Here is a 25674-nt window from a genome sequence, read left to right as displayed (position 1 = left end):
CGCGGGGGCTTCGACAAGCTGGCTTCGACAGGCTCAGCCACCGAGCCACCGCGCCGCTGGCGCGAGAGCGGTAAGCGTGACGGTGATCATAGTCTTCGTATCGGTCACGTTCTATAATCGCAGTATACAAGCAAGGAGGTTGGTATGGAAAAGTCAGAGTTGCTGCGTAACGTCCCCATTTTTGCTCGTCTCAATCCGAACCAACTCAATCTGCTTGAGGCCAGCCTTGGCACCTGTAGCTTTGCGCGGGGCGAGACGATCTTCGCCCAGGGGCGCGAGGGCGATCTGCTCTACCTGATTGTTGATGGTCAGGTACGCATCTTTACGGTGAGCCAACTTGGACAGGAGATCTCAGTCAAAATTTTTCGTACTGGCGATTTCTTTGGCGAATTAGCATTACTTGACGGCCAGCCGCGTTCGGCCAGTGCTCAAGCGATGTGTGCGACCCATACGCTCACGCTGCACCGCCAGGCGTTTCATGAGGCAATCCAGAGCATGCCAGCGATTGCCGTGCTGGTTCTCGAAGAACTCTCGAACCGCTTGCGGCGCACCAATACCTACATCGAGCATCTGGCCAGCTATTCGGCCCCGCAGCGGATTGTGCGTACCCTGATTGATCTCGCTGATCAGCATGGAGTCAGTGAGGATGGCGTGATGGCACGCATCAATCTGCACCTCACCCAAGACGACCTTGCGAGCCTTGCGGGCACCTCACGCGAGACGGTCAACCGGGTGTTGGCTAGTCTGCGTGAACAGGGCCTGATCCAGATCGAACGTGCCCGCGTGAGTGTGCTCAACTTGCCTCGTTTGGAGCAGTTGTAGAAGGACAACCGCCATGTTTTATCTCTTCCTCCTGGCCCACATGATCGCCGATTTCGCACTCCAGCCCTTATGGCTGGTGCGCCGCAAGCGCTACTGGTATGGCCTCGTGATCCACATTGGTTTGGTGTTGGTCTGTATGCTGGCATTGGGCTTGTTGGAGCCTGCGGCGCGGGCGCTCTGGCCGGCGATGCTGGCCATTGGGGCTATCCACTTCCTCGCGGATTGGTGGAAGGTCAACTATGGCGATGGGCTCTTTAAGCAGCCTTTGGTGCCCTATCTGCTCGATCAGGTGATCCATATTGGCACTTTGGTGCTAGTATTAAGCTTGGTGGTGCCACCGGCACAACTCTGGTCGCCCGATGCGGTAGCCTATGGTTGGCTGGCGATCTACCTGAATGCCTATATGCTGGCCGCTTTGGCCGTCCCAATCACGCTGATTGTCCTTTTTGACCCCAGTTTTCGCCACGCGGCCCAAGCCGCCCATGCGCGGGCGCGCAGCCTCCTGGCTGCGGTTGTGGTGTTGAGCCTGAGCCTGCTGGCCGGGCCGCTGGCGTTGCCTGTCACCCTGGCGGGCCTGGCCTGGGCCTTGCGCCGCCCCGCTTCGCAGCATCCTCTCGATACTCCTAGTGGTATCATGGCGGTTGTGTTTGTTGCGGCAACCACCGGAGCGCTGCTCGCCGGGTTGCGTTGAAGCAATGGGGGGTGTGATGAGGCGAGGAGGCGAAGCAGTGAGGATGCGAAGCAGCGAGGAGGCGAAGCAGCGAGGAGGCGAAGCGGCGAGGAGGCGAAGCAGTGAGGATGCGAAGCAGCGAGGAGGCGAAGCAGCGAGGAGGCGAAGCGGCGAGGAGGCGAAGCAGTGAGGAGGCGAAGCAGCGAGGATGCGAAGCAGTGAGGAGGCGAAGCAGCGAGGAGGCGAAGCAGTGAGGAGGCGAAGCAGTGAGGATGCGAAGCAGCGAGGATGCGAAGAGGTGCGGGACTCGCATCCCCGCATCCCCGCATCCCCGCATCCCCGCATCCCCGCATCCTCGCCTCCCCGCCTCCCCGCATCCCCGCATCCCCGCATCCCCGCATCCCCGCATCCCCGCATCCTCGCATCCCCGCATCCCCGTCTAAAGAAGTAAGCTAAAACCCTATGAGTGATCCTACAGACAACCCCACCTTCACCAAGATCGACCGTGATTTCGCATGGCTGCTCGGCTGTTTTTGTGAGGTGCTGAGCGAGTGTGGCGAGGCTGAGTTGGCTGGTTTGCTGCCTTGGCAGACAGCAACGCAGCCGCAGAATGGGACGCTGCCGTCGCGTGCGGCTCAGGCGTTGGCGATTGCTTTTCAGTTGCTCAATCTCTGTGAAGAGAATGCGATTGCCCAGCAGCGCCGTGCGGTTGAGACCGATGCTGGCCCCGCTGCCGAACCGGGGCTCTGGGGCGAGGTCTTGGCCCGCCTGCGCGCCGAGGGGCTCTCAGATGAACAGATTGCCGCTGGGCTGCCCAGTGTGCGCGTGGAGCCGGTGCTCACGGCGCATCCCACTGAGGCTAAGCGGGCGACGGTGCTGGAACACTACCGCGAACTCTACCTGCTGCTGGTCAAGGCGGAGAACCAGATCTGGACGCCCTCAGAGCTGTTGGCGCTGCGCGATGAGGTCAAAGCGGTGCTGGAACGGCTCTGGCGTACGGGCGATATTTTCCTCGAACGTCCCGATGTTGCTTCCGAGTTACGCAATGTGATCCACTATCTGCGCCGTGTCTTTCCTGATGCGGTGGCGCAACTCGATCTGCGCCTACGGCAGAGTTGGGCCGCAATGGGCGGCGCGGTGGAGTTGCTCGCTGATCCTGAGCGGCTGCCGCAGATCAGCTTTAGTACCTGGGTCGGTGGCGACCGCGATGGGCATCCGTTTGTTACCGCTGAGGTGACAGCCATGGCCCTTGGCGAGTTGCGCCGCAATGCGTTGGCGCTCTTGCGTGACCAGTTGACCCACTTGGCGATCCGGCTTTCGCTCTCGGCCCATACCCAACCGACCCCCGCGCCCCTTGCGGCCCGCGTTGCTGAGTTGGCGGCGACCTTGGGGCCAGTGGGCCAGCAGGCTCTGGCCCGTAACCCCGCTGAGCCGTGGCGTCAGTTGGTGAATCTGTTGCTCGCCCGCTTGCCTCGTGCTGATGGATCCAACCCACATGCCTACCGCAGTGCCGCTGATTTGGCCGCAGATCTGCGGCTACTCGATGCAGCTCTGGTTGAGGTGGGGGCAGAACGCCTCGCAACGCAGGAGCTACGCCCACTGCGGCGGCTGGTACACTACTGTGGCTTCCACCTGGCCAGCCTCGATGTGCGCCAGAATAGCGCCTTCCACGACCGCGCCCTCGCGCAACTGCTGAGCACAGCGCGACTGCCTGGGGCTGATTATCCCACCTGGGACGAGGCGCGTCGCCGGGCGCTACTGGTGGCTGAGTTGGCCTCGCCGCGCCCCTTTACCCGCCCCGAGTTGGCCTTGGGCGAAGAGGCCGACGCGGTGGTTGGTTGCTACCGCGTGCTGGCCCAAGAGATTCGCAAGCACGGCCAGCAGGGCTTGGGGGCGCTGATTGTGAGCATGACCCGCAGTTGCGCCGATCTGCTGGCGCTCTACCTCTTCGCCCGCGAAGGTGGGTTGCTGGTTGAGACTGCCGCAGGCCCCGCCTGTCCGCTGCCGGTTGTGCCACTCTTCGAGACCATCGAAGACCTTGAGGCGAGTCCTGCGATCCTTGCCGATTACCTAGCTCAACCAATCGTGCAGCGCAGCCTTGCGCTTCAGGCGGAACTGCGGGGCGAGCAGACCTTAGTGCAGCAGGTGATGGTGGGCTACAGCGATAGCAACAAAGATGGGGGCATTGTCGCCAGCCTTTGGGGTTTGCACCGGGCCCAACGCACCCTCGCGGCAATTGGGGCGCAAGCGGGCGTCCGCATCCGCTTCTTCCACGGGCGCGGCGGCACCATCAGCCGCGGGGCCGGGCCAACGCGCCGCTTCATTCGCGCCCTGCCGCCCGAGGCGCTGCACGGCGATCTACGCATGACCGAACAGGGCGAAACGATTGCCCAAAAGTATGCCAACCGCATCAGCGCCGTCTACCAATTGGAACTGCTACTCGCCGGCGTAACCGGCGCCAGCCTGAGTCAGCTTCATGCAAGCACGCAGCACCTGAGCGAACTAGAAACAGCCATGGAACGTCTGGCTGCCGCGAGTCGCCGTGCCTACCGCGACCTAGTTGAGCAAGAGGGCTTCGTAGACTTCTTCAGGGGCGCAACGCCCATTGACGCCATCGAAGCCAGCCGCATCGGCTCGCGGCCCCCGCGCCGCACCGGGGCGCAGAGCATCGGCGACCTACGCGCCATCCCGTGGGTCTTTAGCTGGAGTCAAGCACGCTACTTTCTCTCTGGCTGGTACGGCTTAGGCAGCGCCCTAGAACGGTTGGCCGAGGAGGATGCCGCCAGCTTTGCCCACATCCAGGCGACCGCACGAACATGGGCTCCCCTGCACTACCTCGTGAGCAACGCCGCCACCAGTGTCGCCACAGCGGATCGTGGGCTCATGAGCGCCTATGCGGATCTGGTGGAAGACCCCGCCCTACGTGAGCGCTTCCTCACCGCCATTTGCGCCGAACACACCCGCACCGAGCGCATGCTCGAACTGCTCTACCAAGGCCCCCTTGCCGAAACGCGCCCACGCATTCATCGCGTCTTGGCCATGCGTCAAGCGGGCCTAGAGCGACTGCACCAGCAGCAGATCAACCTCCTGCGCCAATGGCGCAACGCCCGCGCCACAAGCGACGAAGCCCGCGCCGAAGTGCTGCTGCGCGACATGTTGCTTACGGTGAATGCGATTGCGAGTGGCTTGCGTACTACGGGGTAGTGTGGGAGCAGGATGTGTGAGGCGAGGAGGCGAACAGGGGAACAGGGGAACAGGGGAACAGGGGAAGCGGGCTTCGCGTCCCCGCGTCCTCGCGTCCTCGCGTCCCCGCGTCCCCGCGTCCTCGCGTCCTCGCGTCCCCGCGTCCCCGCGTCCCCGCGTCCTCGCCTCCTCGCGTCCTCGTGTCCCCGCGTCCCCGCGTCCCCGCGTCCCCGCGTCCCCTCTTCTCACCACGTTTTGGTCACTCGCTCTTTGAACTGGCGTTGGAGTGCCGGCTTCAGCCGGCTAAAGCCGGCACTCCACTTATCAGCCCTAAGTGTCGGTATCGGTGGACGCTGGCAACCTATTGCCAGCATCCACTCCTCGTTGCTCAATCCGATAGACCGTATGGCCTGCACGCTTCTTGATCGCTTTCATACGCAGATCATGGCGCGGGCCAAGGCGCGGGATAAGGTGGTTTAAGCCACTCACCACAACAAACCAATATTCACCACCTTGGCGCAGTTGGGCCAATGGTCCCAGCACAAACTCCTGCTCAATTGCCAGATCGCCAATTTTAGCGGGAATGTTAGAAACAATCAGATCGTAAGGGCCTGGTGGTACCGCCTCGAGGCCCACGCTGCCCACAATGTTCACATTGTAGGCCCCATTGCGCACCGCATTGTGGCGTGCATAGCGTAGCGCCAACAGATTCACATCGGCCAACACCACCTGCGCTGCTGGCCAACGCCGCGCCAGCGTAATCCCCAGGATCCCAACCCCACAGCCAAGATCGAGAATGCGCTCAGGCGGACACGCTGGCTCCAGCATGCGCAGCAGCAGATCGCTGCCCTCATCCACCTGAAACGAAGAAAAGAGCGTATGCCCCACCGCAAAACTGAACTGCTGGCCGCGTTGGGTGTAGGTGAGGTCTTTTTTGAAATAGGCATCCATAAGGCGTATTATACCAATGGCGGGCGTATGGTGATGCTTCGCTTCACCATACGCCTTATGTTAAGCCCCTGGCGGAGGTTGAGGGCGGCGAAGCCGCCCACACGGAACAAAAAGCGGGTTTTAGGGCAGCAGCCCCCACTTTGTAACCTTTAGGGCTAGACATGCGTATTATCATAGAGCTAGAAGCCCACAACACGCGAAGATGCGTGAGACGAGGGCTTCGCGTCCTCGCGTCCTCGCGTCCTCGCGTCCTCGCAAACGGTAACGTGGCTCCGAATAATCCCTTTAGGAAGGATACAAACCAATGGAAGTCCTGCTTATTTTCTTTGTGATCGTCGTTGTCGTTGTGCTCGTCTTTGTGATTGGCATCTACAACGGTCTTGTCGGGCGTCGCAATCGGGTTGATCAAGCCTTTGCTTCGATTGACGTAATGCTCAAGAAGCGCTATGACCTCGTGCCCAACCTGATTGCCACCGTCGAGCGCTACATGGTTCACGAGCGCGAGCTCTTGACCGAAGTGACCGAATTGCGGACGCGGGCCTTGGCCGGTGATCTGCCCCCCGAACAGCGGGTTGCCGCCGAGAATGGCTTCAATGCAGCTATGGGTCGCCTTATGGTTTCGGTTGAGAACTATCCCGATCTCAAGTCCAACACCAACTTCCTCCAGCTTCAGCGCAGCCTCAACGAAGTCGAGGAGCAGATCTCTGCTGCCCGACGGGCCTACAATGCGGCCACTACCGATTACAACAACGCCATCCAGATGTTCCCCGGGAGCCTCTTTGCTGGGCCGATGGGCTTTACGCGCCGCGAACTCTTCGAGGCATCAATGGCCGAGCGCCAGAACGTTGATGTGCGCTCGATGTTTCAGCGATAGGAGGAGCTGAAGAACAGAGGAACAGAAGAACAGAGGAGCAGAAGAGCAGAAGAACAGAGGAGCAAAAGAACAGAGGAACAGAAGAACAGAGGAGCAAAAGAACAGAAGAACAGAAAAATAGATTTTGTAGACATACTTGTTCTCCTGTTCTCCCGTTCTCTGTTCTCCTGTTCTCCCGTTCTCTGTTCTCCTGTTCGCTTGTTCTCCCGTTCTCTGTTCTCCTGTTCTCCCGTTCTCCTGTTCTCCATGAAAGGCCAATCCCATGCACCCACCTTCATCAAAAACCCAAGATCTCGCCCAACTCTATGCTACTGAGCTACAGCCGATCCTGGATCAGCTTGAAGCCAAGCGCCAAGAGGCGCGAAAGCGGGCCTTACTGAGCTTAGGGGTTTTGCTGCCGGTTGCGCTACTTTTGATGCTGATCGTAGGCAATGCATTTGGCATAATCTTTGCCATCTTTTTGGGCGTCGGGGCGTTGATGGCATGGTTTGGGATCAATCATGGTGTGCAGAAGCGCTACCGTGACTTCTTTAAGTCTGAGGTGATTGCCCGCCTAGCCCGGCTGGTTGATCCGAGCCTTGTCTATTACCAAGATGGCGGCATCAGCATTGAAGAGTTTCGCCGTAGTAATCTCTTTCGCAACCAGATTGACCGCTACCGCGCCGAGGATTTCTTCACCGGCTTGATTGGGGCCACAGAGTTCCGCTTCTCCGAGGTGCATGCAGAATACAAGACTACCACGACCGACTCGAAGGGGCGTACCAGCACCCAGTGGCATACTATCTTTCGGGGTATCTACTTTATCGCCGATTTTAACAAGCATTTCAATGGGCGTACCTACGTCATGCCCGACACTGCCGAGCGTGCGCTTGGCGGTTTGGGCCGGATGATCCAATCTATGTTTAGCCAAATTGATCGCCGCCATGGCGAGTTGATCAATATGGAAGATCCCGAGTTTGAGCGTATCTTTGCGGTGCGTTCAACCGACCAAATCGAGGCCCGCTATATCCTTTCAACCAGCCTGATGCGCCGTCTCACCGAGTTTCGTCAGCAGTTGAATAAGCCTGTGGCGATTGCTTTTGTTGACTCGCAGATCTATATTGCGATCACTACCAGCAAGGATCACTTCGAGCCACCCTCAATCTGGCGGGGCGGCGGGTCGCTCAGCCAAGACGATATTGCTGAGTATTTTCAGGATGTACGGCTGGCCGAGCAGATTGTCGAAGACCTCAATTTGAACCTGCGCATCTGGACAAAGGAATAAGGTCACAATCTACAATCTACAATCTACAATCTACAATCTACAATCTGAAACGGCATAAAGTTTGCGAATTCTCATGCTCTCCCCCTACCCGCCCTATCCGTTGCGCAGCGGTGGGGCTCTGCGGATCTACCATGTGGCGCGTGGCTTGGCCGAACACCACGAGGTGACCCTCTTGAGCTTTGCGCCGCATGCGGCAGCGGTGGCGGCGCTGGCCCCGCTCCGCGCATGGTGCCATGTGGTGACGGTGCCAAGTCCGGCGGGGCGCAGTGTGGCTCGGCGTGCCCTGACGACCCTGACGAGCAGCCAGCCCGATATGGCGCTGCGTGCGCAAAGCCATGCCTATAGCGAAGCCCTCAGCCGCCTCGTTGCTTCAACTCCCTTTGCGCTGGTGCTTGCCGCCAGCATCGAGATGGCGGGCTACCTGCTGCCGCTGCGTGGCTTGGGGCCGCGCCTCGTGCTTGACCAGTTTAACGCTGAATATCTGTTGCAGCGCCGCGCCGCTCTGAGTGACCTTGCCCTCGCCTTGCGTCTACGCCCGCGTGCGTTGGTCGGCGGGCTCTATTCGCTGCTCCAGTGGCGCAAGTTGGCCCGCTATGAACGGATGCTGCTTGCACAACTCGACACGATCACGGTTGTCTCTGAGCAAGATCGTAACGCCTTGGCCCGCCTGCACCCAGCAGCGGCCCAGCGCCTCGTGGTAGTACCCAATGGCGTAGACACCAGCCTTGTGCGTCCCGGCGCGGTACGCGGCGATCTTGGTGGTGCGACCATGGTCTTTACCGGCACCCTCGACTACCGGCCTAACATTGATGCCCTACGCTGGTTCACCGCAGAAGTACTCCCCCTGATTCGCGCCCGCGCCCCCACCGCACGCCTGCTCATCGTTGGGCGCGCCGCTGGCGCTGCTATTCACGCCTTAGCGAGCGAAGCGGTCGAAGTGATCGGCGAAGTGGCCGCCGTGGCCCCCTACATTGACGGGGCCGCCGTCTATGTGGTGCCTATGCGCATCGGCGGCGGCTCGCGCCTGAAGCTGCTCGAAGCCCTAGCCATGGAAGCGCCCATCGTGACAACACCAATGGGCGCTGAGGGGATCGTTGGGCTACGCGACGGCACCCACCTGCTCATGGCTGAACGCCCCAAAGATTTTGCCAACGCCGTCCTGCGCCTCATCGCTGATCCGACCCTTGGCCAGCGCCTCGGCAGTGCTGGCCGCGCCCATGTTGTGGCCAACTACGACTGGCGCATCATTACAGGCACCTCCGGTGCGGAATTGGGGCATCGCCTCTTGAAAGCCCAATAAGTTGTAAAAAGTTAAAAATCCATGCTACAATAACGCTAAAGCTAGGAAACACAACTATGGGCAGCTACTATACCCTCTTAGGAGTTGAGCCCGACGCTACCCCCGACGCTATCGCAGCAGCCTATCAGCAGCAACGCGAACGCTACGATCCAGCGCGGGTGGTCGATCTCGACCCTGAACTACGTGCTACGGCTGTCGAGCGTAGCCAAGCGCTAGAGCAGGCTTATGCCATCCTCTCCGACCCTATCCGTCGCCAAGAGTATGACGCAAGCCTGTTTGATGCTGCAAGCAATGGCCGAACCCCGGCCTCCAATCCACGTCGGGGGCTTAGTTCGCGTGAACGTACCTATGCACTGGTTGGTGTCGTGCTGGCCTTTGCGCTCGTGGCGACCATCTGGGTGCTGACCGGGAGCGACAGTGAGGGCGTAGCTGGGCAAGCGATGCCCCAAATGAACCGCGTCGCCCCCGAATTTACCCTGCAAACCCTAGACGGTACCCCTCTGAGTTTGAGTGACTTCCAAGGCCAAGTCGTGTTGCTCAATTTCTGGGGAACCTGGTGTGAACCCTGCAAACGTGAGCTACCTGCACTTGAACAGGCCCATCAGCAGTACCATGAACAAGGTCTTGTGGTGATTGGGGTCAACCTCACCCACAGCGAACGTGCCCAAGGCGGTGATGCTGCGACCGTCCAAGCTTTTCTTGAGCAGTTTGGGGTTACCTACCCCAATGTACTTGATCTCGAAGGTGCAGTAACCAATGCCTATCGCGTCTTTCCCCTACCCACAAGCTTCTTTGTTGATCAAACTGGGTATATTCGCTATGTTCATATTGGTGAATTAAGGTTTCAAGACGTAGAGGCTCGTTTCCTTGAACTACTTAGGAGAGCTCATGGAGAAGCGGACAATTTTGATAGTTGACGATGATCAAGGTCTCCGTGAGTTGATCAGGATCAACCTTGAGCATGAGGGCTACCAAATCATTCAGGCGGGCAACGGTCTCCAGTGTCTCGATCTGGTGCGTGAGGAGCGCCCCGATCTGGTCATTCTTGACGTCATGATGCCAGAGATGGATGGGCTAGAGGCTTGTCGTCAATTGCGCCAATTTACCCAAGTGCCGATCCTGATGCTGACTGCCCGCACCCAGTCGGATGATGTTATTACCGGCTTAGATCAGGGGGCCGATGATTATCTGCTCAAGCCCTTCAATCTTGATGAGCTTGCCGCCCGCTTGCGTGCCCTGCTGCGGCGTGTGCCCCCCACCTACCAGCCGCTCGTAGCATGCGATGAACAGATCCAGATGGATCAGCGCTCGCGTGAGGTTTTTGTCCGGGGTGCTTTGGTTGATTTAACCCCTACTGAATACCAGTTGCTACGCATCTTGATGGAACAGGCCGGTAAGGTGATTGAACACGAAACGCTGCTCAACGCCGTTTGGGGCCAAGAGTATACGCGCGACAACGATTACCTTAAGGTGTATATTTGGCACCTGCGACGCAAAATTGAGGTTGATCCGCGCAACCCTAGGCTGTTGCTTACCGAGTGGGGCATTGGCTACCGACTGTTGCCCTAGTTGCTTGAAGAGATACAGAGAATAGAGGATTTAGAGATACAGAGAATTTAACCACAGAGACACAGAGAACACAGAGAGGTTTGTGATACGACAGTTGCTATACTCTGTGCTCTCGGTGCCTCTGTGGTGTAATCCTCGCTACCTCTTCTTGTTGGCATTATGCACTCCTTCCCTTTGCAGCGCCAAGCTGTTGACTCTGCCGCGCCGCCACGCCCGCGTCGGCCCCGTTGGGGCACATGGCATTGGGTCGGTTTGCCCTTGGTGTTGCTCGGGCTCCTCCTTGGCTGGCAATTGCTGGTGACCCTTGGTGGCTACCGGCCCTTTATTCTGCCTGGCCCTGGCTTGGTTGCCGAACGCTTTGTGGCCGCGCTCCAGAGTGGCCTGCTCTGGCGGCATACTTCGGCAACCATGACCGCAGCCTTGGGCGGCTTTGGGATTGCCCTGCTGCTCGGGTTGCTGCTCGGCTACTGTTTGGCCCACGTGCCCCTCCTGGAACGCGCCATTACCCCCGTGCTTGCAGCCAGCCAAGCGATCCCGATCATTGCCATTGCGCCCCTGATTATCCTCTGGTTTGGCCCTGGCCTCAGTGGTAAACTACTGATTGCCACCCTCATCACGTTCCTCCCTATTCTGCTCGCAACCGTCGTGGCCCTCCGCAGCATCCCGCGTGAATTGCGGGAAATGGCGTTGATTAGTGGGGCCAGCCGTTGGCAAATCTTGCGCTATGTCGAGGCGCCCCTGAGTGTGCCCGTGATCTTCGCTGGCATCCGTACCGGCTTGGCCCTCGCTACCACTGGCGCTGTGGTCGGCGAATTTGTTGCGGGCCGCGAAGGGCTGGGCGCGATGATCAATATTGCCCGGGGGCTTTTTGATACACCACTCATCTTTGTTGCACTGATTACCCTCGCCCTCATTACCTTGAGCCTCTACCTTGCAGCAACCCTGCTCGAACGGGCGTTGATGCGTTGGGATGAGGTGTAACCATAGGGGGAGGACGCGAGGACGCGAGGACGCGAGGACGCGAGGACGCGAGGACGCGAAGCACACGCATCTTCGCCTCACGCATCCTCATTTGAGGCAGCATCCTACAAACCTTACAAGGAGTACACCATGCATAGCAAAGTTGTCATTATCGGCTCCGGCCCGGCTGGGCTTACAGCGGCGCTCTATGCGGCGCGTGCGAATTTAGAACCATTGGTGATCCGTGGCCTACAGCCGGGGGGCTTGATTGCAACCACCTCCGAAGTTGAGAACTATCCCGGTTTTGTCGAAGGCATCGGCGGTGTTGAGCTGGCCGATAGTATGGAAAAACAGGCCGCTCGCTTTGGGGCGCAGTTTAAGGACACGTTGGTTACGGCCATTGATGCCAGCGTGCGCCCTTTTGTTATCACTACCGATGGTGGTGAGCAGGTGACCGCCGATACCATTATTGTCTCAACTGGCGCTTCACCGCGTAAGTTGGGGGTGCTCGGCGAAGAACAATTGGCCAATCGGGGGGTGAGCTATTGTGCCACTTGTGATGGCTTCTTCTTCCGAGGCAAGAAGGTGGTGGTGGTTGGTGGCGGCAATAGTGCCCTTGATGAGAGCCTCTTCCTGACCCGCTTTGTTGATGAGTTGATCATTGTGCATCGCCGCGATAGCCTACGTGCCGATCCGGTGCTGCAAGAGCGGGCCTTTAGCAATGAGAAGATCCGCTTTGTGTGGGATAGTGCCGTTGAAGCGATTATGGGCAATGAGCAGGTGGAAGCGGTGCAGATCAAGCATCTGAAGGATGGCAGCACCAGTGAACTAGCCGTAGATGGCGTCTTCCCCTATATTGGCCACATCCCCAACACCAAGCTCTTTGTTGGGCTGCTAACCCTTGATGATGCCGGCTATATCGTCACCGATACGCGCCAGCGCACCAATATCCCCGGCATCTTCGCCGCTGGCGATGTGGTTGATCATGTCTATCGCCAAGCCATCACGGCAGCCGGTGAGGGCTGCAAGGCCGCAATGGAGGCCACCTGGTATCTTGCTGAACAGGAGCATGCCGCGAAGAAGGCCCAGCATGCCGCAGGCTAAAGCCTGCGTCTGGTATGCGGTCAAAGCCCGCGCCGCTTGGCTTCGACAAGCTCAGCCACCGCGCCACTGCGCCGCTGGCTGAGCCTGTCGAAGCCAAGCGGCGCGGCCCAGAGCTTTCTTGCACTAACAAAACTTTACATCCCCCCCACCGGGGCATGTTGCAGACTTAAGGTATACTAGAGACTGCTATGCCTTTATTTGTAGCATGCTCAGGAGAACGATACCATGCCTGTCCATAATTTTAACGCCGGGCCTGCCGTACTACCCCGTGCTGTCCTCGAACAAGCCCAGGCTGAATTGCTCGATTACAAAGGGCGCGGGATGTCCATCCTTGAGATGAGCCACCGCTCGAAAGAGTATGAGGCGGTTAATCAGAGTGCCCAAGCGCGCTTTAAGGCGCTGCTGGGCTTAGGTGACGATTATTGCGTCCTCTTTATGCAGGGTGGGGCTAGTGCCCAATTTGCTATGCTGGCGCTCAATTTCCTCCATCCCGAGACCACCGCCAACTATGTCCTCACCGGCTCGTGGGGCGAGAAGGCTCTCGAAGAGGCTAAACGTATCGGGGCGACCCACGTTGCCGCTACGACGGGCGCAGATGGCTACCGCACTGTCCCCACCTTCAGCGCCCTCAAGCTCAGTGAGCGTCCAGCCTACCTGCACCTGACGAGCAATGAGACGATACAGGGCGTACAGTGGCTCGGTTTCCCCGATCTTCCCGAAGTCCCGCTCGTGGCCGACATGAGTAGCGACATCCTCTCGCGCCCCTTCGATGCCTCACGCTTCTCGTTGATCTACGCCGGTGCCCAGAAGAATATCGGGCCATCGGGTGTGACGGCGGTCATTGCGCGTGAGAGCTTTGTTGCCCAAGCGCGTAAAGATCTCCCGGCGATCTTCAGCTACCAGACGATGCTCAAGAACAATTCGCTCTACAATACCCCGCCAGTCTATGCGGTCTATTTGGTTGACCTTGTACTCGCATGGATCGAAGGTATCGGTGGGCTAGCCGCTATGTCCGAGCGCAATGCTGCCAAAGCTACCGAGATCTACACCGTGATTGACGCCAGTCAGGGCTTCTACCGGGGCCACGCTGAGACGGCGAGCCGCTCGCCAATGAACATTACCTTCCGGCTGCCCAGCCCTGAGCTAGAGAAGCAGTTTGTCGCTGAGGCCCAGGCCCAAGGCATGGTTGGGCTCGCTGGGCACCGCTCGGTCGGTGGCATCCGTGCCTCAACCTACAACGCCCTTGAGCCTGCTTCGTGTACTGCCCTTGCCCAGTTTATGCAGGAATTTGCCCGCAAGCACGGCTAATACCAAATCCGATAGCCGATAGCCGGACATACGGAGAATTTCACCACAAGAGGCACGCAGAATTTTACCACAGAGGCACAGAGGACACAGAGACGTTACCTCTGTGTCCTCTGTGCCTCTGTGGTGAACAACCCTAGCAGAGCAGGCGCGAGCGGCAAGCGCCCCTGCGCCAACTCAGCAGCAGGCGCAACAAATTGCCAAGCATCGCCCGCTTCAAGCGTAGTCAAGGGATAGGTCACGGCGGTGTAGTGGCTCCTTTTGTTCCGTTTTGGCGGCTTCGCCGCCAAAACGGAACAAAAAACGGGGTTTGGTGCGTAGCCCCAAAGCGGGTTTCAGGGCGCTAACCCTAAACGTAATGCAAATGGGAGTATGCCCCAAGTATAGCATAGCTAGATTATAATAATCTGGTATGCTATGCCTTGTCCAATGAGTACCTGTGCTACAAACTTCTGCGTCGCTCTACCCTCAAATATGCGCGTTGTCATACTCTCTAAAGCTCTCGTGGTTGGTGCCTACCAGCGCAAGTTGGAGGAGATTGCACGCCTAGGAGTTGCATTAACGGCGCTGGTGCCATCCAGTTGGGTTGAGCCACGGGTTGGGCGGTTGCGCCTCGAACGTCGCTTTACCCAGGGCTACCAACTAGAGGCGTTGCCTATCGCCTTGAATGGGCAGCACCATATCCACTTTTACCCCACACTCGGCGCTGTGCTGCGACGTCTGCGCCCCCAGGTGTTGCATATTGACGAGGAGTCGTTCAACCTTGCCACCTTTCAAGCCATGCGTCTTGGGGTTGCTCTAGGGGCGCGTTGTTGTTTCTACAACTACGCCAACATCAACCGCTACTACCCGCCCCCCTTCAACCTCTTCGAGCGCTACAACCTGCGCCACGCCAGCCATGCCCTCGCATGCAACCAAGAGGCCGCCGCAATCATCCGCCGCCACGGCTTTACTGGCCCGCTCACGATTGTGCCCCAGTTTGGGGTTGATCCCGAACTATTCCAACCAGTCGGCTCCTCGCCTCCCGCCTCCTCACATCCCGCCTCCCCGCCTCCCGCCGCTTCGCCACTCGCCTCCTCGCCTCCCGCCTCCTCACCTCCCACCTCCGCGCCTCCCACCTCCGCGCCTCCCGCCTCCGCGCCTCCCACCTCCGCGCCTCCCACCTCCTCGCCTCCCGCCTCCCCGCCTCCCACCACCCGCCTCACCATCGGCTACCTCGGACGCCTTGTGCCCGAAAAGGGCCTGCTCGATCTCGTGGCCGCCTTTGCAGCACTCCCCGCCCATGTCCACTTGCGCCTCATTGGCGACGGAAGTCAACGGAGCCAACTGGAGCAACGTGCTGCTGCATTGGGCCTCAGTCAACGCATCGCCATCATGCCCGCTGTGAACAGCACCGCAGTGCCCGCAGCACTGCGGGCACTCGACATCCTCGTGCTACCCTCACGCACCACCCCCTCGTGGAAAGAGCAGTTTGGCCGCATCCTAATCGAAGCGATGAGTTGCGGCGTTCCTGTGGTTGGTTCCAACTCAGGCGAAATCCCCCACGTCATTGGCGACGCGGGCCTCATCTTTGCCGAAGGGGACATCGCGGCGCTCCGCAGCCAACTCATGCGCTTAGTGGAAGATGCACCACTCCGCCACCAGCTCGCGCAACGCGGACGGCAGCGCGTCCTCACCCACTACACCCAAGCCGCCATCGCTCAACGCCACGTCGCCATCTACCGCGACATGCTTGAGGCATGAACACAATACTTTTCAAATACGACGAGTTTCTTGACGCAAAGGCGCAAAGGCGCAAAGTTTTTTGCATAGGAGCGCCAACCTTTGCGGCTTTGCGCGAGCTTATTTGCAAAGTATTGGGCCTAAACATGGGCCGAAAACATTGCTTGACAACTACACGAAATAGAGTAGACTGATAACAGTTACTTTGTTCTACCAAACTGGGAATGACAATGCACCCACAACAACCAACCGCACTCTCGCTCTTCTCGGGGGCAGGCGGCTTTGATTTGGGCATACGCAAGGCAGGTTTTAATATTTTGGCCTGCCTAGAGCGCGATCCCTTCTGTTGTGCTACCTTGCGAGCCAATATTGAGCATGAGCATGGAACCACAAAGGTCATTGAAGACGATATTCGTAACATTGATCCGAAGCAACTGAGCGTCGCGTTAGGCTTAGAACCTGGAGAGTTGGATTTGCTCTTTGGCGGTCCGCCCTGCCAAGCCTTCTCACAAATTGGTAAGCGCCTTGCACTGCAGGATGAACGAGGAATGTTGTTCTTCGAGATGGTTCGTTTTGCTCGTGTGTTTCGTCCACGGGTGATACTGATCGAACAGGTGAAAGGGTTACTCAATGCACCGGATCATCAGGGGGTGATAGGTGGGGTGATGCGATTGATGCATAACGAATTAGCCGCGTTGGGCTATCGGGTGGAGTGGAAAGTGCTACTTGCGGCTGATTATGGCGTACCACAGCTACGACAGCGGGTATTTATCGTCGCGTTGCGGGAAAAGGTGACATTTGCCTTTCCTGAACCAACTCATCGTCCACCAAGTCAAAACCAATCACTGTTTAGTTTACCCCGCTACCAGACCGTTGGTGATGCACTTGCCGACTTGCCACCACCCTATACCAAAGAAGCCTATACTGGAAACGATAGCCATGTAGACATTACCCCTGCTGGCGATAAATTCCGCATTCATGGCGTGCCAGAAGGCGATCACCTTGCAGCGCAGCAGCATCTACCAGCAGAACAGCGCTGTACCCTCACTAAGAAGGATACAACTAAATTTAGGCGCATGAGTCGCTCCAATCCTGCGCTCACCCTCAGATGTGGTGAAGTTTTCTTCCATCCAACTGAAGATCGCTACCTAACTGTACGCGAATACATGCGAATTCACACATACCCTGACGATTATATACTCAAAGGTGCAATTCGTGGTCGCTCAGGTCGTGTACGCGATCTTGATCAGTACCGCCAGGTTGCCAACTCAGTGCCACCACGCTTGGCCGAGTATATAGGGCGAGCAATTTTGGCAAGTCTACGATCAGCTAAACTAGAGTTTACTAGAGCGCTACTTCGACGCCCAATTGATGCGATTGTGCGTCTGTAATGCCAATCATGCGATATGGCGATGCTACCCCGCCCTGCTCCCACGTTGTGGGAGCCTTTCAAGTATAGAGTTTTTTGAACAAGGGGTTCAAAACACCAACCAGGAGAGATACAGAGAATTTCACCACAGAGGCACCGAGGGCACAGAGGTATTGTAGCTAGAGGTAATGCCAACAGGTGGTTGCCTTGTCACAAATTTCTCTGTGCTCTCTGTGTCTCTGTGGTAAAATTCTCTGCATCTCTATCGGTCGCTATCGAAGCAAATGTTCTGTCCGCTCTTAAACCCACGCTAGTACGCGCGCGCAAAGACGACCATCCGGCTCGTTTCGCGCCCGCTGTAGACACAGCGCCCGGCTTCGTTTGGCTGATCGAGTGGGATGCAGCGGATGGTTGCGCGCGTCTCCTCTTGGATGCGCTTCTCATCGGCGTTGGAACCGTCCCAATAGGCCCAGGCAAAACCGCGCTCTACCTGTTGCCGTAGCTCTTCGTAGGTGCTGACGCGGGCGCTACGCTCTTCGCGGAAAGCCAGCGCTCGTTGGAAGAGCGCCGTCTGCATCTCTGCGAGCAACTCTACGAGTAGTTCGGTTAGCCCAGCCTGCGGCACAAAGCGCTTGCCTTCGCGCCCAGGGATGTCGCGGCGCGCCAAGGCAACACTGCCCTTCTCCACATCCTTCGGCCCAATCTCGACGCGCAACGGCACGCCCTTCAATTCCCACTCATTGAACTTGTACCCAGGGCTGAGATTATCGCGGTCGTCAAGCTTAAAGCGCAGCAGCCCGCGCCACGCAGCGGTCAGTTGCTCCACGACCGCCATCACCTTCGTGCGTTCCGCGTCATTCTTGTAGATCGGCACCACAACCACCTGGATGGGCGCGAGACGTGGCGGTAAGACTAGCCCCTCATCGTCGGAGTGGGTCATGATGAGCGCCCCAATCAGGCGTGTACTCACGCCCCAACTGGTTGTCCAACAGTGCTGGATCGTATTTTGCTGGTCGGTATAGGTAATCTCAAACGCCTTGGCAAAATTCTGCCCCAGATTATGCGATGTTCCAGCCTGCAAAGCCCGGCCATCCTGCATCATCGCCTCGATGCAGTAGGAACGCAACGCGCCGGGGAACTTCTCGTTCTCCGTTTTGAGGCCACGAATCACTGGAACAGCCATCACCTGCTCGGCAAAATCGGCATAGACATCATACAAAATCCTGAGCGTCTCTTCTTCAGCATCAGCTTCAGACGCATGGGCTGTATGGCCCTCTTGCCACCAAAATTCAGCAGTACGCAAAAAAGGCCGGGTACGCATCTCCCAGCGCATCACATTACACCACTGATTGTAGAGCAACGGCAGATCGCGGTAGGAACGAATCCAGCGGCTATAGAAGTGGCCAATAATGGTCTCACTGGTTGGACGGATCACATAGGGTTCAGTCAGTTCCTCGCCGCCAGCGCGGGTCACCTCTGCCACCTCAGGCGCAAAGCCCTCAACGTGATCCGCCTCCTTCATAATAAAACTCTTGGGCACCAAGAGCGGAAACTGCACATTGGAATGGCCGGTCGCTTTAATCCGATCATCAAGTTCGCGCTGCATCAACTCCCAGAGGGCCCAGCCTGTCGCCTTGACGACAATACAACCACGCACCACCTCGGCCACCTCGGCCAAATCGGCCTCGCGCACAATATCAAGATACCACTGATTATAGTCCGCTGCGCGGGTTGTGATCGCATCCTTGGGCATAAACAACTCCTCTTTTGTTGTGCGGTCTTGGCCGCGCTCCCAATCATAAAGCGAAATGGTATTGTTGGCAAGACCGTTCGCCCTGCGGGTTGTCTGCTGTCAACCTCATGCCTAAGCAATATAATTCTGTTTTTGGCCTAGATCAACTAATATTATAGGGATGGTTCGTAGCTACATCACAGCTTGCGAGGACGTGAGGACGCGAGGACGCGCAGACGCGCAGACGCGCATGCATCGCCGCTCCGCCTCACGCATCCTGGCAAGAGGGAATACCCATGAGCCGCTCTTCTACTACACTGTTCAGTGCATCTGAATTGCATGCCTTCACGGCTACAGGTGAAACGCCCGACCATACGCTCGATGTGGGCCGCCGTCTGCGGAGTCTGCGCGAGGCTCGGCGGCTGACGATGCGTGCCCTAGCCGAAGCAAGTGGCTTGGCGGTCAATACCTTGAGCTTGATCGAGCATGGCAAAACATCGCCTAGTGTCAGTACGCTCCAACAATTGGCCATTGCCCTGCAGGTGCCCATCAGCGCCTTCTTTGAGCCTGATGTCCCGCGTAGTCGTGTCATTTTCCGCAAGGCCGAGCAGTACCGCACGGTGCCCTTCAGTCACGGTAGCCTGACTGATCTGGGTGCAGGGATGACGCAACGGAGCTTTGACCCCATCCTGCTCACCTTGAACCCCGGTGCCGGGAGTGGCGACCAAGCGATTGCCCATCCGGGCCAAGAGTTTGTCTTTGGCCTTGTTGGTCAGATTACCTACATCGTCCTCGACCAAACCTACCTGATTCAGCCCGGCGATAGCCTGCTTTTTGCCGCTACGCTGCCCCACCAGTGGAAGAATACGAGTGAACAACCTGCTCGTGCCCTCCTTGTCCTCTGCCCCTATGAGGTAGCCGGTGGGTCGCTGGCTTACCATAACCATTTGGGTTCATCATGAAGGAGAAGCTTTATATGTCCTATCGCACAACATTCCTCGTCGCCCTCATCGCGTTCCTCTTGAGCATCATGGGGGCCAGTAGTCTCCGCGCCAATGAGCCGGTGGCCCACGGTATCCTCTTCTTTTCGCCTACATGTCCTCACTGCCACGTCGTGATTGATGATGTCCTGCCACCATTGGAAGCCCGCTATGGCGCGCAGTTGGCAATTATGATCATTGATGTAAGCCAACCCGATGGTCAGGCGATCTATCGTGCGGCGGTAGAGCGTTTCAATGTGCCGCAAGAGCGCCTCGGTGTGCCTGCGTTGATCTTTGGTGAGCAGTTTCTGGTTGGGAGTGCCGAGATTCCCCAGTTGCTGCCTGGTATGATTGCCGAGACACTTGCGGCTGGTGGTAATGCGTGGCCCGCCATTCCGGGCTTTACGCCCCCTGCCTTGGATCAGCCAATGCCTACGCCGCAAGCGTTGAGCCCCTTTCAGCGCGATCCGGTGGGCAACGGGGCCGCCGTGGTGATGCTTGCCATTATGCTCATTTCGGTCTTTGTGCTCGCTCGCTTTATGCGTGGCCCCTTTGATCAACCCCTGGCCCCTTGGCGGGTCAAAGCCGTGCCTATTTTGACCCTGATTGGCATGGTTGTAGCCACCTACTTGGCCTATATTGAAATCAGCGGTGCCGAAGCGGTCTGCGGGCCAGTTGGTGATTGCAACACCGTCCAGCAGAGCGAGTATGCCAAAATCTTTGGCATCCCGGTTGGCCTGATCGGGCTTGCGGGCTACACCGTAATCTTGTTGGCTTGGGCAATACGGCAGTATGGCAGTGGCCGATCAGCCCACTGGGCCGCCATCGCGCTGCCTACCATAGTCTTTGGCGGCGTGCTCTTCTCAAGCTACCTAACCTTCTTGGAACCCTTCGTGATTGGAGCCACTTGTGCGTGGTGCCTCGCCTCAGCCGCAATCATGACAGCGCTGCTCTGGGTTACGGTACCCCAAAACAAAGCGCCCGCCACCCGAGGGCGCAGGCGCACAGACCAGGGACGCAAGTTGGCGCATTGAGGAGCAGATTTCACCACAGAGGCACAGAGAACACAGAGATGATACTGTGCTTGGCACTGGTAGAGCCGCCCCAACGGGGCGGCTCTTTGTTAGGGATGGTTTCAGAAACGTACCTTCAGCCTTACCGTCGTAGTGCCGACTTTAGTCGGCATCCGGGGGTTGTCGGCGACCTCAGCCGACTAAAGCGGCTCTTTGTTAGGGATGGTTTCAGAAACGTACCTTCAGCCTTACCGTCGTAGTGCCGACTTTAGTCGGCATCCGGGGGTTGTCGGCGACCTCAGCCGACTAAAGTCAGCACTACCTATGGCGCCGCTGGCTGAGCCTGTCGAAGCCAGCCTGTCGAAGCCAGCCTGTCGAAGCCACCACTAATCCTCCGGTTGCGTCACCAACTCCGAGCCAGCGACCCAACCCTCACGGCCATCACTGACACGGACGCGCCACCAGGGGTAGTTGTCGAGGGGCACCGGGCCTTCAAGCATGGTCATTTGGGTGCCAGGGGGCAGGCCGGCGAAGGCATTGGACTGAAGGCCGGGGCGGTCACGCAGGCGCAGGTTCATGCCCCCCGCCTTACGCACCCACGCACTGACGCCCACCGCCAACTCAGGCGGGGCAGCGACACTACTCCCTGCTGCTGCGCCCGCAGGCTCGGTGTCAGCATTGGCAGCCTCAGCCGCAGCCTGTTCAGCCGCCTGCACGGCTTGACGGGCTCTGTTTTGGGCTGTTTGGGCCTCAATCTGCAGCTTGGCGACCTCCAGTTGCATCTTACGCACTTGCTCTTGCGTCTCAGCCAACTTTTTCTTCGCCTCATCACCCGCAGCCGCCTGCTTGCTGCTTGCCGCAAGCTGCTTCTCCAGATCAGCGATCTCTTTGGTCTTACTAGAGAGCTGGTCGTTCATTGAGCGCATCTGACGGGTGATCTGCTCCTCTTTGGCCTTTTCTTCTGCGGCAGCCTTCTCGGCCTCTTCCTTTTTCTTTCTGCCAAAACCGAACATCATGCTTCTCCTTTGTTCTTTGTAGAATGGTTACGAACCATCCATCAAGAACTGATTGATTCCCTCAGCGGCGGTACGGCCCTCGGCAATCGCCCAGACCACCAGCGATTGGCCGCGGCTCATGTCGCCCGCTGCAAAGACACCGGGGCGCGAGGTCATCTTGTTGGCGTCGGTCGCAACCGCCCCGTTGGCACTCAATGCTACCCCGAGTTGCTCAATCATGCCATGGCGGATTGGCCCACTGAAGCCCAGCGCCAGCAGCACCAGATCGCACGGCTGAGTAAACGCGGTGTCTTCCAGTTCCTCCATGCGCCACTGGCCATGCTCGTCACGCTGCCAACTCACGCGCACCGCCGCAGCGGCGGCCACTTGTCCATTGCCATCACCAAGCAAGCGGCGGGTCAACACGCTATAGATGCGCTCGCCGCCCTCTTCGTGCGAAGAACTCTTGCGTAGCACGCGGGGCCACTCTGGCCAGGGATTATCGGGGGCGCGCTCGTTGGGGGGCTCAGGCATCAACTCAAACGACGTGACCGAAGCGGCCCCTTGGCGCAACGCAGTGCCCACACAGTCGGCCCCGGTATCACCGCCACCGATGACCAGCACATGGCGGCCCTTGGCATCAATCGCCACTTCAGGCTCAATCACTTCACCCGCACAACGGCGATTCTGCTGGGTCAGATACTCCATCGCAAAATGGATCCCCGCCAGATCGCGCCCAGGCACCGGCAGATCGCGTGGATGTTGGGCACCAGCAGCCAGCAGGATTGCATCAAAGCCTTGGCACAACTCCTCAACCGGCATGCTCACCCCAACATGGACACCGGGCATGAATTGGACGCCCTCAGCCTCAAGTTGAGCCAAGCGGCGATCAATGATCTGCTTCTCCAGCTTAAAATCGGGAATCCCGTAGCGCAACAAGCCCCCGATCTGCTGGTCACGTTCAAAGACCGTAACCTCGTGGCCCATGCGTCGCAACTGTTGCGCGGCGGCCAACCCGGCTGGCCCCGAACCAACCACCGCCACCCGCTTACCCGTCAGCGTCTGGGGCGGTTCAGGCACAACCCAACCCTGGGCAAAGCCATGTTCAATAACCTGGCGCTCAATCAAACGGATCGTCACGGGCTCAAAACCCAAGCTCAACGAACAGGAACCCTCACAGAGGGCCGGACAGAGTTGGCCCGTAAACTCAGGGAAATTATTCTCGCGCTGCAACTGCTCCAAAGCCTGGCGCCAATCGCCCTCGGAGACGCGATCATTCCAGAAGGGGATAAAATTGCCAAGGGGGCAAGCGACGTGGCAATAGGGAATGCCACAATCCATACAACGCGCACCCTGCTCGATTACCAGTTCTTCGGACGGTGCTTCATACACCTCATTGAAATCGCGTAGCCGTTCAGCTACGGGCCGACCCTGCTGCTCCTGACGTTGAATCTTGAGAAAACCCTCAATGTGGCCCATACGGCAGCCATCCTCTCCTGTTGTGTAGATCCATACCTCGCACATCTCAACATTGAGAGGAAACGTGGAGCGCACCACTGCGCCCGATTATGCCATTTACGATACTGCGTCTGCTACATTATAAAATGTACAGCTTTCTAATTACCCGTAGGGTGGCAATATCTCAACCAAGCGATAGTTTCAAGTAACTATTCACAAACCGCCATGCCTAGCGGCCATCATCAGGATTGATCCCATCAAAATAGCGCTTAAGCGCGATACTACCAACGAGGGCCAAACTTGAGAGATTAAAGAGACAAAAGAGCGCGGCGACCACCCCTAAGCCAACAGGTTGGGGGGCCTCGCGCTCGGTTGTTGTCGGGGTTGGTGTAGCCACATCGGCAACCAAGGTGCGGCCAAGGAGTAGCGCATCTTGGCTTACCATAGGGCTACCCGGCCCAGAGCTAACCAGCATCCAGGCCAGAGCCAGAAACAAATAGAGCATAGAGAATCTAGTATACAACGACCTGTTACACCAAATTCTTGTTGAACATGCCGCTATCGGCTTTTGCACGAGCCATCATCGCATGCCTCAACCCGGCCACCCAGGAGGTAGCGGTTGGCAGCGATCAAGCCATAGATCGGGCGGGCGAAGAGCATGACCCCGGGTAGCCCCATGAGGAGACCGAGGCCACGCAAATCAGGCAGGCGCAGCAGCGTCTCACGCACCGCATCGGCCCCCTGGTAGAACTGGCCATCAGGCGCAACGAGGTGCAATTCTCGCTGCGCCATCTCCGGCGTCACTTGAGGAAAGCGCACTTGGGCCTGTGGATCGTTCATATCAAGTATTTCAATGAGACCTGCATGATTATGTGCAGCGACTGTCTCAATCTGACTGGCACAGATGCGACACGCTCCATCATAGAGCAGGGCGTATCGTTCATTCATAGTGTACCTCAATATGGAGCAACAGCGGTGATCACCATCACCAAAACCAGGAAAGAGATAACCAGGACACTAAAGGCATTGATGACACGGCGCTCTCTGTTGCGCATGAAAATCCTCCTTATACGGGTAGTGATTGTACTATGACGATGCTTGACGGCACACGCGAAAGGGAGGGGTTGCACCCTCCCAATTGTAGAGTTGTTGAAGAGATATAGAGATATTCACCACAGAGACACAGAGAACACAGAGAGTATGGATGGCATGATCATCGCCATGATTGGCATTGCCTTCGTTCCCCAAACTCTGTGCTCTCGGTGCCTCTGTGGTGCAATACTCTGTACCTCTTCTCATTGGCGTTTTGAACCCCTTGTTCAAAAAACTCTCTACCTGAAAGGGATTGCACCATCCTTTCGACGCATGCTTCACCTTATCATAGTATACCATGGGCCTTGGGCGCGGCTAGGGAAAAATTCGCCCTTGAGAGATTTTGACGGTAGCATGAGAACGTGTTATGATTCCCCTCAATCACTCTGGTAACATTGCGGTAAGCTACGTTTGTATCATGGAGGGCAGAGGACTGCTCTAGCTAGATCATGACATTGTGACCTTGGAACTGCAACGATAGCGAATAGACTACGGTGTTGAAGCTACCACTCGAACCACCCCCCGCTGGACAGTCTGTTAGATACCAGCAAATCAAGGGGGGATTTCGGGTTTTTATTCTGCTATGCACTGTCGTTATGCTGCTTACTGGCTGCATGGAAGCGCTACAGACTGAAGGCCCGCCTGCCGCAGCCCCACCTGCGGCGGTTGCGCCAACCTTGTCTGCCTTGCCCCAGGCGACAGAGGTTGGCCTTGAGCTTACCCCAACAGTCACGGCCAATTTAGCACCCGATCCGGCCACCGCAGCGCCCACGGTCCCAACCCTAACCCCAGAGCCGCCCACACTCCCAGAGCCGAGCGTAACTTCAGTGCCGACGTTGCGCCCTACGGTTGCATCTGGGAGCTTGCCGCCGTTGATGCTGCCCACGCGCAGCCCCCTCAGCAATGAGGAGCGTTGGCGTCAACAACAGTTGGATCGGCAACCCTTTGAGGCACCAGTCGTCTTCTCGACGGTGAACAGTGAGCTTTGGTGGTTCGATCCGGTACATCAGCAATCGGTCATTCTTGGCCAGATTAATGGTTCGTTCTTGGCTCAAGCTGAATTTACCCTGCGTAGCCAAGGCATACCAGCGCTCGAAGTGCCCTATCAAATTGAGGTGTCTTACGGCCTGACTTCGCTCTCGCCCGCCTTGCTTGAACGCATGCATTTGGCGGGCTATACTGATTGGATTGAGACATATGTATTTGTTACATCCTCAGTGAGTCGGCGCTAATGCCATTGGAGATTGGAGATTGGAGATTGGAGATTGGAGATTGGAGATTGGAGATTGGAGATTGGAGATTGGAGATTGG

23 protein-coding genes are annotated in these 25674 nt (G+C 57.9%); 16 read left to right on the top strand and 7 right to left on the bottom strand.

Annotated elements, in window-relative coordinates; translation table 11 throughout:
- Nucleotides 1–144: 144 nt before the first annotated feature.
- From CJ255_RS09425 to CJ255_RS09410, 3 genes are all read left to right on the top strand, one after another.
- Nucleotides 145–822, top strand: coding sequence for a Crp/Fnr family transcriptional regulator (locus CJ255_RS09425; RefSeq protein WP_097643852.1), 678 nt, complete (start codon nt 145–147; stop codon nt 820–822).
- Nucleotides 823–835: 13 nt separating this feature from the next.
- The gene (locus CJ255_RS09420) at nt 836–1513 is read left to right on the top strand and encodes a DUF3307 domain-containing protein (RefSeq protein WP_097643851.1); all 678 of its coding nucleotides are present in this window, start codon (nt 836–838) and stop codon (nt 1511–1513) included.
- 441 nt (nt 1514–1954) lie between these two features.
- Nucleotides 1955–4696, top strand: coding sequence for a phosphoenolpyruvate carboxylase (locus CJ255_RS09410; protein ID WP_097643850.1), 2742 nt, complete (start codon nt 1955–1957; stop codon nt 4694–4696).
- 309 nt (nt 4697–5005) lie between these two features.
- On the opposite strand, the gene CJ255_RS09405 is transcribed toward CJ255_RS09410, so the two are convergent.
- The gene (locus CJ255_RS09405; protein WP_097643849.1) at nt 5006–5626 is read right to left on the bottom strand and encodes a class I SAM-dependent methyltransferase; all 621 of its coding nucleotides are present in this window, start codon (nt 5624–5626) and stop codon (nt 5006–5008) included.
- A gap of 304 nt (nt 5627–5930) precedes the next feature.
- On the opposite strand from CJ255_RS09405, the gene CJ255_RS09400 reads away from it, so the two are divergent.
- The 8 genes from CJ255_RS09400 to serC all read left to right on the top strand — a co-directional run bounded on the left by CJ255_RS09400 (nt 5931) and on the right by serC (nt 14005).
- Nucleotides 5931–6500, top strand: coding sequence for a LemA family protein (locus tag CJ255_RS09400; RefSeq protein ID WP_097643848.1), 570 nt, complete (start codon nt 5931–5933; stop codon nt 6498–6500).
- A 262-nt stretch (nt 6501–6762) separates the two neighbouring features.
- A complete protein-coding gene (locus CJ255_RS09395; protein WP_097643847.1) occupies nt 6763–7764 on the top strand; it encodes a DUF3137 domain-containing protein in 1002 nt (333 codons plus the stop codon).
- Between the two features lie 73 nt (nt 7765–7837).
- Nucleotides 7838–9064 carry a glycosyltransferase gene (locus tag CJ255_RS09390; protein ID WP_245863294.1) on the top strand — a complete coding sequence of 409 codons (1227 nt, stop codon included), beginning with the start codon at nt 7838–7840 and terminating at the stop codon, nt 9062–9064.
- 56 nt (nt 9065–9120) lie between these two features.
- Nucleotides 9121–9981, top strand: coding sequence for a redoxin domain-containing protein (locus CJ255_RS09385; RefSeq protein WP_097643845.1), 861 nt, complete (start codon nt 9121–9123; stop codon nt 9979–9981).
- On the top strand, nt 9953–10633 hold the full coding sequence (locus tag CJ255_RS09380; RefSeq protein WP_097643844.1) for a response regulator transcription factor: 681 nt from the start codon (nt 9953–9955) through the stop codon (nt 10631–10633). Before CJ255_RS09385 ends, CJ255_RS09380 begins: the two co-directional genes overlap by 29 nt.
- Nucleotides 10634–10792: 159 nt before the next feature.
- Nucleotides 10793–11614 (top strand): ABC transporter permease, encoded by an 822-nt coding sequence (locus CJ255_RS09375; protein ID WP_097643843.1) that lies wholly within the window; start codon nt 10793–10795, stop codon nt 11612–11614.
- A gap of 129 nt (nt 11615–11743) precedes the next feature.
- Nucleotides 11744–12697, top strand: coding sequence for a thioredoxin-disulfide reductase (trxB, locus tag CJ255_RS09370; protein WP_097643842.1), 954 nt, complete (start codon nt 11744–11746; stop codon nt 12695–12697).
- A gap of 225 nt (nt 12698–12922) precedes the next feature.
- Nucleotides 12923–14005 (top strand): 3-phosphoserine/phosphohydroxythreonine transaminase, encoded by a 1083-nt coding sequence (gene serC / locus CJ255_RS09365; RefSeq protein ID WP_097643841.1) that lies wholly within the window; start codon nt 12923–12925, stop codon nt 14003–14005.
- Between the two features lie 95 nt (nt 14006–14100).
- Here the strand turns inward: serC and CJ255_RS23500 are convergent, their stop codons facing one another.
- Nucleotides 14101–14244, bottom strand: coding sequence for a hypothetical protein (locus tag CJ255_RS23500; RefSeq protein ID WP_165774641.1), 144 nt, complete (start codon nt 14242–14244; stop codon nt 14101–14103).
- A 232-nt stretch (nt 14245–14476) separates the two neighbouring features.
- Here CJ255_RS23500 and CJ255_RS09360 point away from each other — a divergent pair, with 232 nt between their 5' ends.
- Entirely contained in the window at nt 14477–15745 is a 1269-nt protein-coding gene (locus CJ255_RS09360; protein ID WP_124681883.1) for a glycosyltransferase family 4 protein, read from the top strand.
- Between the two features lie 209 nt (nt 15746–15954).
- A complete protein-coding gene (locus CJ255_RS09355) occupies nt 15955–17115 on the top strand; it encodes a DNA cytosine methyltransferase (RefSeq protein WP_165774640.1) in 1161 nt (386 codons plus the stop codon).
- A gap of 288 nt (nt 17116–17403) precedes the next feature.
- On the opposite strand, the gene proS is transcribed toward CJ255_RS09355, so the two are convergent.
- Nucleotides 17404–18846, bottom strand: coding sequence for a proline--tRNA ligase (gene proS / locus CJ255_RS09350; protein ID WP_097643838.1), 1443 nt, complete (start codon nt 18844–18846; stop codon nt 17404–17406).
- 275 nt (nt 18847–19121) lie between these two features.
- Here proS and CJ255_RS09345 point away from each other — a divergent pair, with 275 nt between their 5' ends.
- Together CJ255_RS09345 and CJ255_RS09340 are read left to right on the top strand one after the other, a co-directional pair.
- On the top strand, nt 19122–19787 hold the full coding sequence (locus tag CJ255_RS09345) for a cupin domain-containing protein (protein WP_097643837.1): 666 nt from the start codon (nt 19122–19124) through the stop codon (nt 19785–19787).
- Nucleotides 19788–19801: 14 nt separating this feature from the next.
- Nucleotides 19802–20839, top strand: coding sequence for a vitamin K epoxide reductase family protein (locus tag CJ255_RS09340; RefSeq protein WP_097643836.1), 1038 nt, complete (start codon nt 19802–19804; stop codon nt 20837–20839).
- Between the two features lie 365 nt (nt 20840–21204).
- Here the strand turns inward: CJ255_RS09340 and CJ255_RS09335 are convergent, their stop codons facing one another.
- From CJ255_RS09335 to CJ255_RS09320, 4 genes are all read right to left on the bottom strand, one after another.
- Nucleotides 21205–21834: an SH3 domain-containing protein gene (locus CJ255_RS09335; RefSeq protein WP_245863291.1), complete on the bottom strand. Its 630-nt coding sequence runs from the start codon at nt 21832–21834 to the stop codon at nt 21205–21207.
- 27 nt (nt 21835–21861) lie between these two features.
- Nucleotides 21862–23292: a glutamate synthase subunit beta gene (locus CJ255_RS09330; protein ID WP_097643835.1), complete on the bottom strand. Its 1431-nt coding sequence runs from the start codon at nt 23290–23292 to the stop codon at nt 21862–21864.
- 208 nt (nt 23293–23500) lie between these two features.
- The gene (locus tag CJ255_RS09325) at nt 23501–23776 is read right to left on the bottom strand and encodes a hypothetical protein (protein WP_097643834.1); all 276 of its coding nucleotides are present in this window, start codon (nt 23774–23776) and stop codon (nt 23501–23503) included.
- A gap of 53 nt (nt 23777–23829) precedes the next feature.
- Entirely contained in the window at nt 23830–24219 is a 390-nt protein-coding gene (locus CJ255_RS09320) for a thiol-disulfide oxidoreductase DCC family protein (RefSeq protein ID WP_097643833.1), read from the bottom strand.
- Nucleotides 24220–24977: 758 nt separating this feature from the next.
- Between CJ255_RS09320 and CJ255_RS09315 the strand changes: the two genes are divergently transcribed.
- Entirely contained in the window at nt 24978–25595 is a 618-nt protein-coding gene (locus CJ255_RS09315) for a hypothetical protein (RefSeq protein ID WP_245863289.1), read from the top strand.
- Nucleotides 25596–25674 lie beyond the last annotated feature (79 nt).

It is taken from the genome of Candidatus Viridilinea mediisalina, assembly GCF_002532535.1.
GTDB classification, from domain to species: Bacteria; Chloroflexota; Chloroflexia; order Chloroflexales; family Chloroflexaceae; genus Viridilinea; species Viridilinea mediisalina.
Note: the sequence above shows the minus strand (reverse complement) of the source record. Positions and strands in the feature narration are given on the sequence as shown.